This is a genomic window from Bradyrhizobium sp. CCGB12, from assembly GCF_024199845.1.
In the GTDB taxonomy this organism is placed as follows: domain Bacteria; phylum Pseudomonadota; class Alphaproteobacteria; order Rhizobiales; family Xanthobacteraceae; genus Bradyrhizobium.
On the sequence record NZ_JANADO010000001.1, the window covers coordinates 4,828,028 to 4,842,145 of the forward strand.

General features: G+C 65.7%; 12 protein-coding genes. 5 read left to right on the plus strand and 7 right to left on the minus strand.

The window, feature by feature from the left end; all coding sequences use genetic code 11:
• Position 1 precedes the first annotated feature (1 nt).
• From fabF to NLM27_RS22585, 3 genes are read left to right on the plus strand one after another with little or no spacing between them, the layout of a single operon-like run.
• Positions 2 to 1,264, plus strand: coding sequence for a beta-ketoacyl-ACP synthase II (gene fabF, locus NLM27_RS22575; protein WP_254145414.1), 1,263 nt, complete (start codon positions 2 to 4; stop codon positions 1,262 to 1,264).
• A 44-nt stretch (positions 1,265 to 1,308) separates the two neighbouring features.
• Positions 1,309 to 1,941 carry a LysE family translocator gene (locus tag NLM27_RS22580; RefSeq protein ID WP_254145415.1) on the plus strand — a complete coding sequence of 211 codons (633 nt, stop codon included), beginning with the start codon at positions 1,309 to 1,311 and terminating at the stop codon, positions 1,939 to 1,941.
• Entirely contained in the window at positions 1,934 to 2,824 is an 891-nt protein-coding gene (locus NLM27_RS22585; RefSeq protein WP_254145416.1) for an alpha/beta fold hydrolase, read from the plus strand. Before NLM27_RS22580 ends, NLM27_RS22585 begins: the two co-directional genes overlap by 8 nt.
• A 124-nt stretch (positions 2,825 to 2,948) precedes the next feature.
• On the opposite strand, the gene NLM27_RS22590 is transcribed toward NLM27_RS22585, so the two are convergent.
• The 3 genes from NLM27_RS22590 to NLM27_RS22600 all read right to left on the minus strand — a co-directional run bounded on the left by NLM27_RS22590 (position 2,949) and on the right by NLM27_RS22600 (position 7,625).
• Positions 2,949 to 3,833: a 4-(cytidine 5'-diphospho)-2-C-methyl-D-erythritol kinase gene (locus NLM27_RS22590; RefSeq protein WP_254145417.1), complete on the minus strand. Its 885-nt coding sequence runs from the start codon at positions 3,831 to 3,833 to the stop codon at positions 2,949 to 2,951.
• 28 nt (positions 3,834 to 3,861) lie between these two features.
• Positions 3,862 to 5,655, minus strand: coding sequence for a tetratricopeptide repeat protein (locus tag NLM27_RS22595; RefSeq protein ID WP_254145418.1), 1,794 nt, complete (start codon positions 5,653 to 5,655; stop codon positions 3,862 to 3,864).
• A 308-nt stretch (positions 5,656 to 5,963) separates the two neighbouring features.
• Positions 5,964 to 7,625, minus strand: coding sequence for an electron transfer flavoprotein-ubiquinone oxidoreductase (locus NLM27_RS22600; RefSeq protein WP_254145419.1), 1,662 nt, complete (start codon positions 7,623 to 7,625; stop codon positions 5,964 to 5,966).
• A gap of 136 nt (positions 7,626 to 7,761) precedes the next feature.
• Here NLM27_RS22600 and NLM27_RS22605 point away from each other — a divergent pair, with 136 nt between their 5' ends.
• Together NLM27_RS22605 and NLM27_RS22610 are read left to right on the plus strand one after the other, a co-directional pair.
• Positions 7,762 to 8,571, plus strand: a complete 810-nt coding sequence (locus tag NLM27_RS22605; RefSeq protein ID WP_254145420.1) for a uracil-DNA glycosylase family protein — start codon at positions 7,762 to 7,764, stop codon at positions 8,569 to 8,571.
• A gap of 81 nt (positions 8,572 to 8,652) precedes the next feature.
• Positions 8,653 to 9,618 carry an integrase core domain-containing protein gene (locus NLM27_RS22610; protein ID WP_254144930.1) on the plus strand — a complete coding sequence of 322 codons (966 nt, stop codon included), beginning with the start codon at positions 8,653 to 8,655 and terminating at the stop codon, positions 9,616 to 9,618.
• Between the two features lie 132 nt (positions 9,619 to 9,750).
• Here NLM27_RS22610 and NLM27_RS22615 read toward each other — a convergent pair whose 3' ends face one another.
• From NLM27_RS22615 to NLM27_RS22630, 4 genes are all read right to left on the minus strand, one after another.
• Positions 9,751 to 11,259 (minus strand): glycosyltransferase family 39 protein, encoded by a 1,509-nt coding sequence (locus NLM27_RS22615; protein ID WP_254145421.1) that lies wholly within the window; start codon positions 11,257 to 11,259, stop codon positions 9,751 to 9,753.
• Between the two features lie 207 nt (positions 11,260 to 11,466).
• On the minus strand, positions 11,467 to 12,315 hold the full coding sequence (locus NLM27_RS22620; RefSeq protein WP_254145422.1) for a ribonuclease HII: 849 nt from the start codon (positions 12,313 to 12,315) through the stop codon (positions 11,467 to 11,469).
• Positions 12,316 to 12,391: 76 nt separating this feature from the next.
• A complete protein-coding gene (locus tag NLM27_RS22625) occupies positions 12,392 to 12,847 on the minus strand; it encodes a VOC family protein (RefSeq protein WP_254145423.1) in 456 nt (151 codons plus the stop codon).
• Positions 12,848 to 12,870: 23 nt separating this feature from the next.
• On the minus strand, positions 12,871 to 14,034 hold the full coding sequence (locus tag NLM27_RS22630) for a PA0069 family radical SAM protein (protein ID WP_254145424.1): 1,164 nt from the start codon (positions 14,032 to 14,034) through the stop codon (positions 12,871 to 12,873).
• Positions 14,035 to 14,118 lie beyond the last annotated feature (84 nt).

A 14,118-nucleotide genomic window follows, 5' to 3' on the forward strand; every position in this document is an offset into this window, starting at 1 on the left:
CATGCGTCGTATCGTCGTGACGGGAATGGGCGCAGTGTCGCCGCTCGGCTGCGGTGTCGAATTGTCCTGGCGCCGACTGCTCGCCGGGCAAAGCGGACTGCGGCCGCTGCCCGAATGGGCGCAGGTGCTGCCGGCGCGGATTGCAGGGCTCGTGCCTGACAAGGCCGGTGACGTCGCGGGCGGCTTCGATCCCGCACAGGCGGCCGCGCCAAAAGACCAGCGCAAGATGGACCGCTTCATCCTGTTCGCGCTGCTCGCCACGGCAGAAGCGGTCGCGCAGGCCAAATGGACGCCACAGGATACGGCCGCGCTGGAGCGCACCGCGACGATCATCGCCTCCGGCGTCGGCGGCTTTCCGGCGATGGCAGAGGCGGTGCGCATCACCGAGCAGCGCGGTGCCCGCCGGCTCTCGCCATTCACGATCCCCTCGTTCCTCGCCAATCTTGCCGCCGGCCACGTCTCGATCAAGTACGGCTACAAGGGTGCGCTGGGCACACCGGTGACGGCGTGTGCCGCCGGCGTCCAGGCGATCGGCGATGCCGCGCGGATGATCCACGTCGGCGAGACCGATGTCGCGATCTGCGGCGGCGCGGAGGCCTGCATCGATATCGTCAGCCTCGGCGGCTTTGCAGCAGCTCGCGCGCTGTCGAGCGGCTTCAACGACGCGCCCGCTCGCGCCTCGCGCCCATTCGATCGCGACCGCGATGGTTTTGTCATGGGCGAAGGCGCCGGCATCCTTGTGATCGAGGATCTCGAGCATGCGCTCGCGCGCGGCGCGACGCCGATCGCGGAGATCACCGGCTACGGCACGACCGCGGATGCCTATCACATGACGTCAGGTCCTCCCGACGGCGACGGCGCCCGCCGCGCCATGGAGATCGCGCTCCGGCAGGCGAGCCTCGCGCCCGCAGATGTGCAGCACCTCAACGCGCATGCGACCTCGACGCCAGCCGGCGACGAGAGCGAGCTTGGCGCCATCGCCGCGCTGTTCGGCCGCAACCGCGGCATTGCCGTCAGCGCAACCAAATCAGCCACCGGCCATCTGCTCGGCGCCGCCGGGGGCCTGGAAGCGATCTTCACAGTTCTTGCGTTGCGCGACCAGATCGCGCCGCCGACGCTCAATCTCGAAAATCCTGATCCAGGCGCTGACGGCATCGACATCGTCGCCGGGGCCGCGCGGCCGATGCCGATTCAGCATGCCATCTCCAACGGGTTCGGCTTCGGCGGGGTGAATGCCAGCGTGATCTTCCGCCGGATGGGATGAACAAGAGGCCTTGCAATCGTGCCGCGCTTCGCTACGAAAACAGGATGATTGAAACGAATTTCTGGCTGTTCCTGGCCGCCGCTTTCCTCATCGCCGCCGTTCCAGGCCCCGGCATCTTCTACGTCGCGGCGCGGACCTTGTCGGACGGACGCGGCAGCGGCTTTGCGTCGACCGCGGGCACGGCGCTGGGTGGATTGGTTCATGCGGTCGCGGGCAGCCTCGGCATCTCCGCGATCATCCTGGCCAGTGCCGAGTTGTTCGCTACCGTGAAATTCATCGGCGCGCTGTATCTGGTCTGGCTCGGCATCAAGACGTTCCGCAACGCCGGCCGGGTGCTGTCGCTGGAGAGCGAGCCCGTCGGCGACAAGCGCGCGTTCCGCGACGGCGTGCTGGTCGAGGCGCTGAACCCGAAGACCGCGGCGTTCTTCCTCGCCTTCATTCCGCAGTTCCTCGATCCCGCGGGATCGAACCCCACGCTGCAGTTCATCATGCTCGGCGCGATCTCGGTCGCGCTGAACACGCTCGCCGACGTCGTGGTGGTGCTGATAGCCTCCGCGACGCGCGCGCAGCTGATCGGACGGCCGCATCTGATGCGGTGTCTCACGCAGGGCTCCGGCGTCTTCATCGCCGGCCTCGGCCTTTCGCTTGCGCTGGCGCGGCGGCCGGCAAATGGCTAGCGCCACGATGCTCACTCCGCAAAGCCGCTTCTATGAAGCGCATGGCCTGCGGCTGCATTATGCCGATTGGGGCAACGAGAACGCGCCGTTAGCCATCCTGGTTCACGGCGGGCGCGATCATTGCCGGAGCTGGGACGTCATTGCCCGATCCTTGCAGCCGCATTTCCACGTGATCGCACCCGACCTGCGCGGACACGGCGATTCCGACTGGACCCGCGGCGGCAGTTACGCGCTGACGGAATATGTGTACGATCTTGCCCAGCTCGTCCGCACCATCGCAGCGCCTCAGGTCACGCTTATCGGCCATTCGATGGGCGGCATGGTGAGCCTGATCTTTTCAGGATCATTCCCCGAGCTCGTCTCCAAGCTCGTCGTTCTCGACGGCGTGACCATGTTGCCGGATACGCCAAAACCGCCGGCGCATGAGCGCATCGGCAAGTGGGTGGCCCAGCTCGACAAGCTGCACGACCGCACCCCGCGCCGCTATTCGACCCTCGAGGACGCAGCGGCGCAGATGGTGCTTCACAACAAGCGGCTCACCCGCGACCTCGCACTGCATCTCGCCACGCATGGCGCGCGGCGGAACGAGGACGGCACCTATAGCTGGAAGTTCGATCCCTATCAGCGCGCCAGCGCGCCGCACCGGCTCTGGCCGGACGATCACGTCGCGCTGTGGTCACGCATCGTCTGCCCGACGCTGCTGCTCAATGCCGGCGAAAGTTTTCTTGCCGGCGCCCGGGCTGCGGGCCTGGAGCGGTATTTCCAACAAGCGCGCATCGAGACCATCGCCGGAGCCGGACACTGGCTGCAGCATGACAAGCCGCAAGAGGTGCTGGGTGAGATCCGGCGGTTTTTGGGTTTGGCCGAGGACGGCGCAGGTTAGCCCCGCTGCCGTAGGGCGGGCAAAGCGAAGCGTGCCCACCATTTCGAACGCGTGACACCGATGCATGGTGGGCACGGCGCTGTTGCGCCTTTGCCCACCCTACGGCACCTTCTTCGCGAAAGTCCTAGCTCAACGTCCCCGCATGCACCCACCAGCCGGGGCGATCGCGCCGGATCTTTTCGGCGGCGGCATGGGCTTCGGCCGGCGCGCCATAGATGGCAAAGCACGTCGCACCCGAGCCCGACATGCGGGCGAGCTTGACGCCGGCGGAATCGCGCAAGGCTTCCAGCACCTCGCCGATCACAGGCTCGATGCGTAGCGCAGGCGCTTCGAGATCGTTGGGCACGGTTTCGAGAACCTCGACCCAATCGGTGATGGAGGCGCCCTCCTCCGGCCAGGCCGGGGCACGGATAACGTCGGTGACGCCGACCAGGAGTTCGCCGTGGCGCAGGCCCAGCGCCTGGAACACGTCCTTGGTCGCGACCGGCACGCGCGGATTGACCATGACGCAGGGCATGCTCGGCAGCGCGAGCGGCAACAGCTGCTCGCCGACGCCGGTCATGTCGCAGGCGCGCGAGGCGAGGCACACCGGCACGTCCGCGCCGGTCGCAAGCGCGACCTTCTGGAGGCGGGGATCATCGAGCGGCAAATCGTTGAGACGCGCCAGGAGCCGCAGCGCCGCCGCGGCATCCGCCGAGCCACCGCCGATGCCGGCCGCGACGGGGAGCACCTTGTCGAGCGCGAAGGCGCCCAGCTTCAGGCCCGGCACGGCCTCGGCCAGGAGCTTGGCAGCCCTAAACACGAGATTGTCGGCGGTATCGCCGCAGGCCGCGGCCAGCGGACCGGTGGTGGCGAGCTTGAGCTCGCCGCCCGGCTCCAGCGTGAGCCGGTCGGCGCAATCGGCAAACGCGACCACGCTTTCGAGATCATGATAGCCGTCGGCACGACGACCGACGACGCGAAGGCTCAGATTGACCTTCGCCCGCCCCTCTTCAATCAACGCCGACATCGGCGACACGCCCCCAACTTCACTCAGCTCAGCCGCCCTTGCCGTCGTCCTTCTTCTTCTCGGCCTGCGCCGCGGAAGAGTTCGAATCGTCGGGCAGCCCGTTGGCGATCTTGGCCTCGATCTTCGGCAGTTCTTCCGGCTCGGGCTTGAGATCGCGCGCATGCGACCACTGGAATTTTGCTTCCAGCGTCCGGCCGACGCGCCAATAGGCGTCGCCGAGGTGGTCGTTAATGGTGGGATCCTCGGGCTTGAGATCGATCGCACGCTCGAGGTTCTTCACCGCCTCCTCGTAATTGCCGATACGGTAATAGGCCCAGCCGAGGGAGTCGACGATGTAGCCGTCGTCGGGACGCTGCTCGACGGCGCGCTTGATCATCTTCATGCCTTCGTCGAGATTCACGCCCTGGTCGATCCAGGAATAGCCGAGATAGTTGAGGACGTGGGGCTGGTCGGGCTGCAGCTCGAGCGCCTTCTTCATGTCGGCTTCGGCCTTGCTCCACTCCTTGGAGCGCTCCTCGCAGATGCCGCGATAATAGTACCAGACGCTGTTGGCCTTGTCGTTGCCGGCGGGCAGCACCTCGATGCCGCGCGAATAGGTCGCGCCGCAATCGCCGAACTTCTTGCGTCCGCGCTCGATATTGCCGAGCGCCATGATGGCTTCGAGATCCTTGGCATCGTCGGTGGTGACGCCCTTGAGGATCTTGATCGCCTCGTCGGTACGGTCGGCGGAATCGAGGTCGATCGCGAGCTGGATCTGCGCATTGCGCTTCAGCGGCGACGTCGCCGGCACGCGCTCATAGACCTTGATCGCCATCTGCGGCCGCTTCACCGATTCATAGAGATCGGCGAGCGAGAGCAGCGCCAGCGGATGGGTCGGCTGCAAATAGAGCGAGAGCTGGAGATAGACCAGCGCCAGATCCTCGCCGCCGCGGCGGGTCAGCGTAGCGCCGATGCCGTAGAGCGCTTCGGCCGCGCCGGCCTGTGCGGAATCGACCAGCGGCGGCAGCTTCTTGCCGGCCTTGGTGTCGCGCAGGCCTTCCACGATCAGCGGATGGCGCGCGAGCTTCTTGTCGAAAGCCTGGTAGACATTGGTCGCGGCGGCCGCGTCCTTGTTGCGTGACAGCCAGCGCGCATAGGCCTCGGTGACGCGCAGCATGGAATCGTCGAGCTTGTAGGCGCGCTCGAAGCGGGTGCCGGCATCCTTCTCCTTGCCGGAGAGCTCGAGGATCATGCCGGCGTGGAGGTCCTTGAACAGCGGATACCATTCGGGACCGGCGAGCTTGTCGATGGTCGCGACACCGCCCTTGGCATCGCCGGCACCATAAGCGGCCCAGCCGGACAGCAACGTGGCGACGAGATCGGTGATCGGACCGCGGATCGACTGGTTGATGTTGGTTTGCGCCGTCGCATACTTCTTCAGCTTGAGATCATGCACGCCGACGACGAGGCGCGCGACGCGGTTGGTCTTGTCGATGGTGAGGATGCGCTCGGCGAGCTTGACCGCCTCGTCGATGTCGCCGTCGGCGACCGACGAGATGAAGGCACGGTCGAGCAGTTCGTTGTTCTTCGGATCGGTGCGCAGGGCCGAGCGGTAGAACGCGGCGGCCGAGGCTGCGTCGCGCTCGACGCTGGCGTGGCGGGCGGCGAGATAGCTGCCGGCACCGGTGAGCGATTTCAGATCGTTTCGGGTCGGGAACTGCGCCGCCGTGTTCTCCGGGTGATCCGGCGTCTGCGCCAGGACCGCGCCGGGGACCGCCACGATCGCGGAGCCCATGAGGGCGATGGCGGCAGCAGTCCAGCGGTTGAAACGATTTGAAAGCATCGGGGCTCGCCTTGAGTTGGTAGTGCCTGGGTTTGCAGCAGAAGGCCGTATCGCATACGAATGCGGCCGGTGGCATCGGGACCCGGAACCGTCAGGCCGACAATGCCGCTTTTGGCGCTTCGCCGCAAGGATTCGCACCCGGCGATCCCCGCCGCACGCCCCAAAACGGCCAAGTGAATCCGCCAACAGCGCCCCAAGACGCCGGTACTATGGCCTTATCGTGGCCGCGGACCGCTTCTGCGGTCCGGTTCTCACGCGAACGTGCGTCACATTGCCGGGTCGCAAGACCCTGGCTGGATGATCCCGGCTTACATTGCCTCGTAGTTCGGGCCGCCGCCGCCCTCCGGGGGGACCCAGGTGATGTTACCGTTGGGGTCCTTCACGTCGCAGGTTTTGCAGTGGACGCAATTCTGGGCATTGATCTGGAAGCGCGGACTCGTCCCCTCCTCGACCCATTCATAGACGCCGGCCGGACAATAGCGGTTCGAGGGACCGGCGAACACGTCGTGCTCCGAAGTCTTCTGGAGGTTCATGTCCGTGACCTTCAGATGGACCGGCTGATCCTCCTCATGATTGGTGTTGGACAGAAACACCGAGGACAGCTTGTCGAACGAGATCTTGCCGTCGGGCTTCGGGTAGTTCTTGGGAGCGTGCTGCTTGGCCGGATCGAGCGTGGCGCGATCGGGCTTGGCATGCGACAGCGTGCCGAACAGCGAGAAACCGAACAGCTGATTGGTCCACATATCGAGCGCACCAAGGGGAACGCCCAGGAAAGTGCCGAACTTCGACCACAGCGGCTTGACGTTGCGGATCCTGAAGAGGTCCTTGCCGACAGCGGAATCGCGCCAGGCGTTCTCGTAGGTGACGACCTCATCATTGGCGCGGCCTTCGGCGAGGGCGGCAACGACATGCTCGGCGGCGAGCATGCCGGTGCCCATCGCGTTGTGAACACCCTTGATACGAGGAACGTTGACGAAGCCCGCGGCGCAACCGACCAGGGCACCGCCCGGGAAGGTCAAACGCGGCACCGATTGGTAGCCGCCTTCGGTGATGGCGCGCGCGCCATAGGCGAGACGCTTGCCGCCTTCGAACACGTCGCGGATCGAGGGATGGGTCTTGAAGCGCTGGAATTCATCGAACGGCGACAGATACGGATCGTCGTAGTTGAGATGCACGACGAAGCCGACCGCGACGCGGTTGTCGTCATAATGATAGAGGAACGAGCCGCCGCCGGTGGAATTGTTGAGCGGCCAGCCGAAGGAGTGCTGGATCAGGCCCTTCTTGTGTTTGGCCGGATCGATCTGCCAGACTTCCTTCAGGCCGATGCCGAATTTCGGCGGCTCGCTCTTGGCGTCGAGCGCGAACTTCGCAATCAATTGCTTGGACAACGAGCCGCGCGCGCCCTCGGCGAACAGCGTGTACTTGCCGAGCAGCTCCATGCCGCGGGTGTAGGAATCCTTGTGCGTGCCGTCCTTGGCGATGCCCATGTCGCCGGTTGCGATGCCCCGCACCGCGCCCTTGTCGTCATAGAGCACTTCAGTCGCGGCAAAGCCCGGATAGATCTCGACACCGAGCGCTTCCGCCTTCGGCGCGAGCCAGCGGCAGACATTGCCGAGCGAACCGATGTAGCAGTGATGATTGTCCATCAGCGAAGGCATCGCGAAGTTCGGCAGCTTGATGCGGTTGTCGCCGAACATCCAGTAGAAGTGGTCGTCCTTGACCTCAGTCTTCAGAGGACAGTCGGCATCCTCGCGCCAGTCGGGCATCAGCTTGTCGAGCGAGATCGGATCGATCACCGCACCGGAAAGGATGTGGGCGCCGACCTCGGAGCCCTTCTCCACCACGACGACATTGAGATCGGCGTTGAGCTGCTTCAGCCGGATCGCCGCGGCGAGGCCCGAGGGGCCGGCGCCGACGATGACGACGTCGAATTCCATGGATTCGCGCGGAGGAAGTTCTTCGGTGCTCATCTGATCTCAGCCCTTGAGACGTTCTAAGGTCGTTTGCGCCCTCTTGTTTCCGATTTTTCCGGGCAGGACAACCACGGAAATGCATTTCGCTGGGATGCAAGGCGGCTTAAACTGAACTAATAGTCAGACTTTCCAAATGATCCCCGAGCCCGCACCCACCGTCCGAGAGCTTCTCGCCTTCTATCTGGAGGCCGGGGTCGATTGCGCGCTGGCGGAGGAACCGATCGACCGCCTGGCGGAATTGGATGCTCCGCCGCCGGCCCCGCGCGCGGCACCGCCGGCCGAGGCTTCGCGGCCCGTCGCCGCGCCGGCGGTCATGCGCGGCGAGGCGGCACCTGCACCCGATGTCGCGATCGCGTCCGCGCGTGAGGCAGCGCGCACCGCGCCGACGCTGGAGGCGCTGCGCGAACTCATGCAAGGCTTCGAGGGCTGCGCGCTGAAACACACCGCGACGCGGCTGGTGTTCGCCGACGGCAATCCACAGGCGCGCATCATGTTCGTCGGCGAAGCGCCGGGCCGCGACGAGGACATCGAGGGGCTGCCCTTCGTCGGGCGCAGCGGCAAGCTGCTCGATTTGATGATAGGAGCCATAGGCCTCAACCGTACCACCGCCTACATCGCCAACGTCATTCCCTGGCGGCCGCCCGGCAACCGCACGCCGACGCCGCAGGAGACGCAGATCTGCCTGCCCTTCATCCAGCGCCAGATCGAGCTGGTGAATCCGGATGTGCTGGTGACGCTCGGCAATCCCTCAACGCAGACGCTGCTGTCGACGCGCGAAGGCATCATGCGCACGCGCGGGCGCTGGTTCGAGTACGAGACGGGCGGGCGCACCATCCGCGCGCTGCCGACGTTCCACCCGGCTTATCTCCTGCGCTCGCCGTCGTACAAGCGGCTAGCCTGGCAGGATCTGCGGGCGATCGCGAAGGTGCTGGCGGGCGCGTAAGGGCAGCACGCTCCCTCCCCGTCATTGCTGTGCAAGTTCACTAATTCGCTGATCGAATCCGTTCCCAGCGTGGAGGATCCGATGCGCGACAACAGCTTCGACCGGACGATTGAGCGCAATTATCTTCAGAAGTGGCGGTTCCTGATCGCCGAGTATGAGGAGGTGAAGGCCGGGCGGTCGGCGACGTTCCGCCGGGTGGGAGACTTCTACAAGCACCACGGCACCTGCTCGCAGACCTTCCGGAAGTACTACAACCGCTACCTGCGGAGCGGCGCGGAGGCTGACCTGTTGCCGCAACGCCGCGGACCGAAGTGGCGCGAGCGCCGCGAGCCGCAAGGCATCGAGGCGGAGATCGTTGCTTGCCGAACGCGCGGCATGAACCGGTACGAGGTCCACGCTGCCTTGCGCGAACGGCGAGATACGGTACCGTCGCTCTCGACCATCTACCGGGTCTTCAAACGCAATCAGCTCAACCGCCGCACCCCGACGATGCGCGAGGAGAAACGTCGTATTATCAAGGACAAGATCGGCGAGCTCGGCCATGTCGACCTGCACCAGCTGTCCCGCGACATGTTCCTGGCGCCCCCCTCAAGCCCCGCCTTTATCGTCAGCCTGGTCGACAGTTGCTCGCGCCTGGCCTGGGCCGAGGTGCTGACTTCAAAAAAGGCCCTGCCGGTCATGTTTAAGACCTTGAAGATGATCAACACGCTCAACGTCACCTATGGGATCCAGTTTGCCGAGATCCTGTCCGACAACGGCGCGGAGTTCGCATCCCGCAACACGCCTGAAGAGCATCCCTTCGAGGCCATGCTGATCGAGCTCGGCATCAAGCATCGCTACACCAGACCCTACCGGCCGCAGACCAACGGCAAGGTCGAACGCTTCTGGCGAAACCTGGACGACGACGTCATCGAAGGCGCAACCTTCGATAACCTGGACCACTTCGCCAACGAGCTGTTCGAGTACGTGATCTACTACAATAACTTCAGGCCCCATCAGGCCCTCGGCGGCAAGACACCGAAGGAATTTGCCGAGGCCCAGACCTAAACCATTCGATCAGCGAATTAGTGAACTTGCACAATTGCGAGCGCAGCGAAGCAATCCAGAGTGCCTCCGCGGAAAGATCCTGGATTGCTTCGTCGCAAGAGCTCCTCGCAATGACGACGGAGAGAGCGAGCGTCAGCTCCCCTTCGGCCGCACAATGGCCCAGCCGATGCGTAGCAGCTGCTGGCGGCCGGTCACCAGCCATTCGAAGGCGCGGGGCACTTCCGGCACGATGCCGGGGAAGCGCTTGAGGATCTCCGGCGGAGGGGTGCCGGCGGTGTCGGAGGCGCGCCAGACCACGACACCGCCGGTCTCGCTGAACTTGACCTGATTGATCCACGGCGTGCGCGCGGGGTCGGCATCGATGAAGAGATGCGGCCGGCCCGAATGTAGCGTGATCAGGCTCGCAAGCTCGGTCTCGCCGGCGACCGCGCGCAGGCGATGGTTGGTGCGGCGGGCGAAGCTTTCGTCGAAGAAATCCGAGATCGCACGCGCCGGCATCGAGGTCGCGATCTCGCCGGTGCCGGTCCAGGGCATGAGCAGGACGGCGAGCACGACGCCAATGGCGGGCGCCACGACCGAAGCGGCCCATACCATGCGCAGCATCCGCGCGCGACGCATCGCGATGAGATCGCCGGCCGCAACGACCACGGCAAGGCCCAACATGACCAGCACGACACCGGCGCCGCCGACGACGGATTCGAGCCCCAGCGAGCCGGAGACCAGCACCGCGCCGAGTGCAGGGGCGAGCGCGAAGAAATAGACGAAATTGCGCGCCAGCGGTTCGACTCGCGGGCGATAAATGATCGGCGGTTCTTCGCCTTTGCCGGCAAACAGCCTGGTGTTGAGGAAGGTCAGTGCCGGGATCGCCGCCGCCCCGAGCACGAGCCCACCGAGCAGCCAGGCTGCGTGCAGGGCGCGGGCGTTGAGCTCCGAAACCTGCGGCAAGGCCGGCATCGTCAACGTCTCGGCACGCATCAACCAGACCGCATAGGGCAGCGCCAGCACGGCGACGACGATCAGCGCAAATAGCGGATCGAGCCCGCGCAGCGTCCTGCGGCCGCCGGCGGTCGCGACCGCGAACACGACCAGCAGCAGGAGGAGAAAGATCGCCGCCGGCGTCGTGAGCAACAGGAGGCCGGCCTCGATCGACCAGGCGAACCAGGCATTGCCGCGGCGTTGGCCGATGATCTGCCAGGAGTGCAGCAGCAACAGCGCCCAGAGCGGCCGCGCCAGCACCAGGGGGCCGAAATCGAGCGCGGGCGAGGAGAAGGCCAGCACCGTCATGGTCAGCAGCACGGCGAGCACCGCTTGCTGCGAACCAACCACGGCGCGCGAGAGATGGTAGAGCGCGATGAAGGTCGCGATCTCACACAGCTGGGCGAGCACATAGACGCCCAGCATATGGCCGCCGGCGGCGCGATAGGCGATGTCGGCCAGCCAGATCGGCAAAGGCGGGCCGAGATCGGTGCCGACCTGGTATTCGCGGCCGAAGGCCAGCAACGTGGCAAGGCTGCCGGGCGGGCTGCGGTAGAACACCAGCGCGACGAACAGCCACATCGCGGCCTGCAGCAGCACGGCGATCCACACGATCAGCCGCGGTCGGGCGCGAATGAGCTCGATGACCAGTGAGGTAAACCGCATGCAACGTCCGAAAGATGCAGCCAACCCGTCCAGCCGGCCCTATTCGCTCACACCTGTTTTGATAAAGGGCGCTGCGAGTCGTGGCAACCGCCGCAGGTCGTCATGCCCGGGCTTGTCCCGGGCAGCCACGTAGTTCGGAGCGGGCAGACGACGCGGATGGCCGGGTCAAGCCCGGCCATGACGGATGGGAAGCTGTAGAGGGACCACCTAGAGATTTGCGGAGGCATCGATCTCCACGCTCGCGTCCACCTGCACCTCGACCTCGGTCACCGAAAACAAGTCCTGCACCGGCTCGACCGTCCAGGGCATGTGCTTGGCGCGGGCGGCGGCGACGGGAGCGAAGAAGGTGCGGTGGTGAATGGAGGGGCCGAGGCGGTCGAGCGCATCGAGATGTTCGGGGACGGCGTAGCCCTTGTGCTGCTCGAAACCGTAGCCGGGGCAGTCCTGCGCCAGCGCGCACATCAGCCGGTCGCGGGTGACCTTGGCGACAATCGAGGCCGCGGCGATCGACAGAACGATGCCATCGCCGCCGATCACGGCCTCGCAGTCGCATTCCGTGTCGAGCCGGTCGCGGCCGTCAACGAAGACATGTCTGGGCGGTTCGGGCAGGGCCACCACCGCGCGCTTCAGCGCCCATAGCGAGGCGCGCAGGATGTTGTCGCGGTCGATCCGGGAAGGCGAGGCGACGGCGACCGAGACCTGCGCAGTGGCGCAGATCTTGTCGAACAGCTTTTCGCGCTCCTCCGCCGTCAGCCGCTTGGAATCGTCGATGCCGCGGGGAATGCGGTCGGGGTCGAGAATCACGGCTGCCGCCACCACGGGGCCGGCGAGCGGTCCGCGGCCGGCCTCGTCGCAACCGGCGACCGGCCAGACGCCGCGCTTGATCAGCGCACGCTCGCGGCGGAAGCTCGGCGCCGCGATGGCGATGATGCCTTTCTTGCCGGCCGGAGCTTTGGCCGCCTTGGCAGGTGCAGCCTTTTTCGCGGCGTCCTTCTCTGGCACGCTCTTCTCCGGCGCACTCTTGGCCGGCTTCTTGGCAGACTTGTCCCGAATCATGGGCGGGATCGTGCGCACGCGGCTTAGGCAGCGCAACCGGGAACCCCGAACAATTCCCGTTATTCAGTGGACCCGCTTAGTTACCCAGATGTACCCGCCGATCCTCGCCGACATCGATGCCGGGTGCGGTCACGACCTCCCAGGGATGGCCGTCGGGGTCGGTGAAATAGCCGGAATAGCCGCCATAATCGGTTTCGTGCGCCGCCTTCAGCAAGGTGGCCCCCTTCCCGAGGGCGAAGGCCAGCACCGCATCGACCTCCTCGTGCGTCCGGCAGTTCCAGGCGAGCGTCATCCCGCGAAAGGCCGACGGCCGCGGATTGTCCGGCAACGCCGCGTCGGCCGCGAGCTGATCCCACGGATACAAGGCGATCACCGGACCACCGGTATCGTAGAAGGCGACGGCCTCGCCGGTCGCCTTCAGCCGGCGCGAAAAACCGAGCGCGTCGTAAAAGGCGATGCTGGCGCGGATGTCGCTCACACCTAACGTAATGACGGTGAGCCGCGGCACCGGGACGGTGAGTTCCTTGACCATGCTAGGCCTCTTCCACTTCCCGATCAGAACAGGCTGAGCTGATCGCCGTTCCGCTTCGGCCTCGCAAAATGGTCCGTCGTCAGTTTGGAGCGCCGCTTGTTGAGGCCGAGCCGTTCGCAGGCGATCTCGAAGCGGCGGCCGATGGTCCAGGCCATCGGGCCGGTTCCCTTCATCCGCTCGCCCCATTTCGCATCGTAGTCGCGGCCGCCGCGCATGTCGCGGATCAGCGTGAAGACGTGACGATAGCGATCCGGATAGTTCGCCATCAGCCATTCGCGGAAGAGATCGCGCACCTCCAGCGGCAGTCGCAGCAGCACATAGGAGGCTTCCTTGACGCCGGCATGGGCGGCGGCATCGAGGATGCGCTCGATCTCGGAATCGTTCAGCGCAGGAATCACGGGCGCAACCATCACCGTGGTCGGAATGCCCGCCTCCGAGAGCTGCTTCAGCGCCTCCAGCCGCTTCGGCGGCGTCGAGGCGCGCGGCTCCATGGTGCGCGCCAGCTTCGGATCGAGCGAGGTGACCGAGATCGCGACCTTGGCGAGATTGCGCTTGGCCATCCGCGCGAGAATGTCGATGTCGCGCACCACCAGTGCCGACTTGGTGACGATGCCGAGGGGATGGCCGGCGCGCTCCAGCACCTCCAGAATGCCGCGCATGATCTTTCGCTCGCGCTCGATCGGCTGATAGGGATCGGTGTTGGTGCCGATCGCGATCATTCGCGGCTCGTAGCCGGTCGCGGCGAGCTCCTTCTCGAGCAGCGCCGGCGCCTCGGGCTTGGCGAACAGTTTTGACTCGAAGTCGAGCCCCGGCGACAGGCCGAGATAGGCGTGCGTCGGCCGCGCGAAGCAATAGACGCAGCCGTGCTCGCAGCCGCGATAGGGATTGATCGAGCGGTCGAAGCCGATGTCTGGGGACTCGTTGCGGGTGATCACCTTGCGCGAGGTGTCGATCCCGACCGTGGTCTTGAACGGCGGCAGTTCCTCCAGGCTCTGCCAGCCATCGTCGAAGGCGACGCGCGCCTCGGCCTCATAGCGGCCGCTGGCATTGGACTGCGCGCCCCGCCCTCGCCTGCGCGCGCGGTCGATGGCGACGCCAAGCTCGGGAAAATCAGAGTCCGCACCCGCCGGCTCGGAGGGCGCCGTGACCGGCGGGTGCTTGAGAGCATGTGAGGATGCTGGACTCATGAGGCCAAGATAGCACGCGCATGGAACAAATCAAGAACGCAAACAAAAAACGTGAAAACAACCCCATGCACAGTAGCCGCCCAA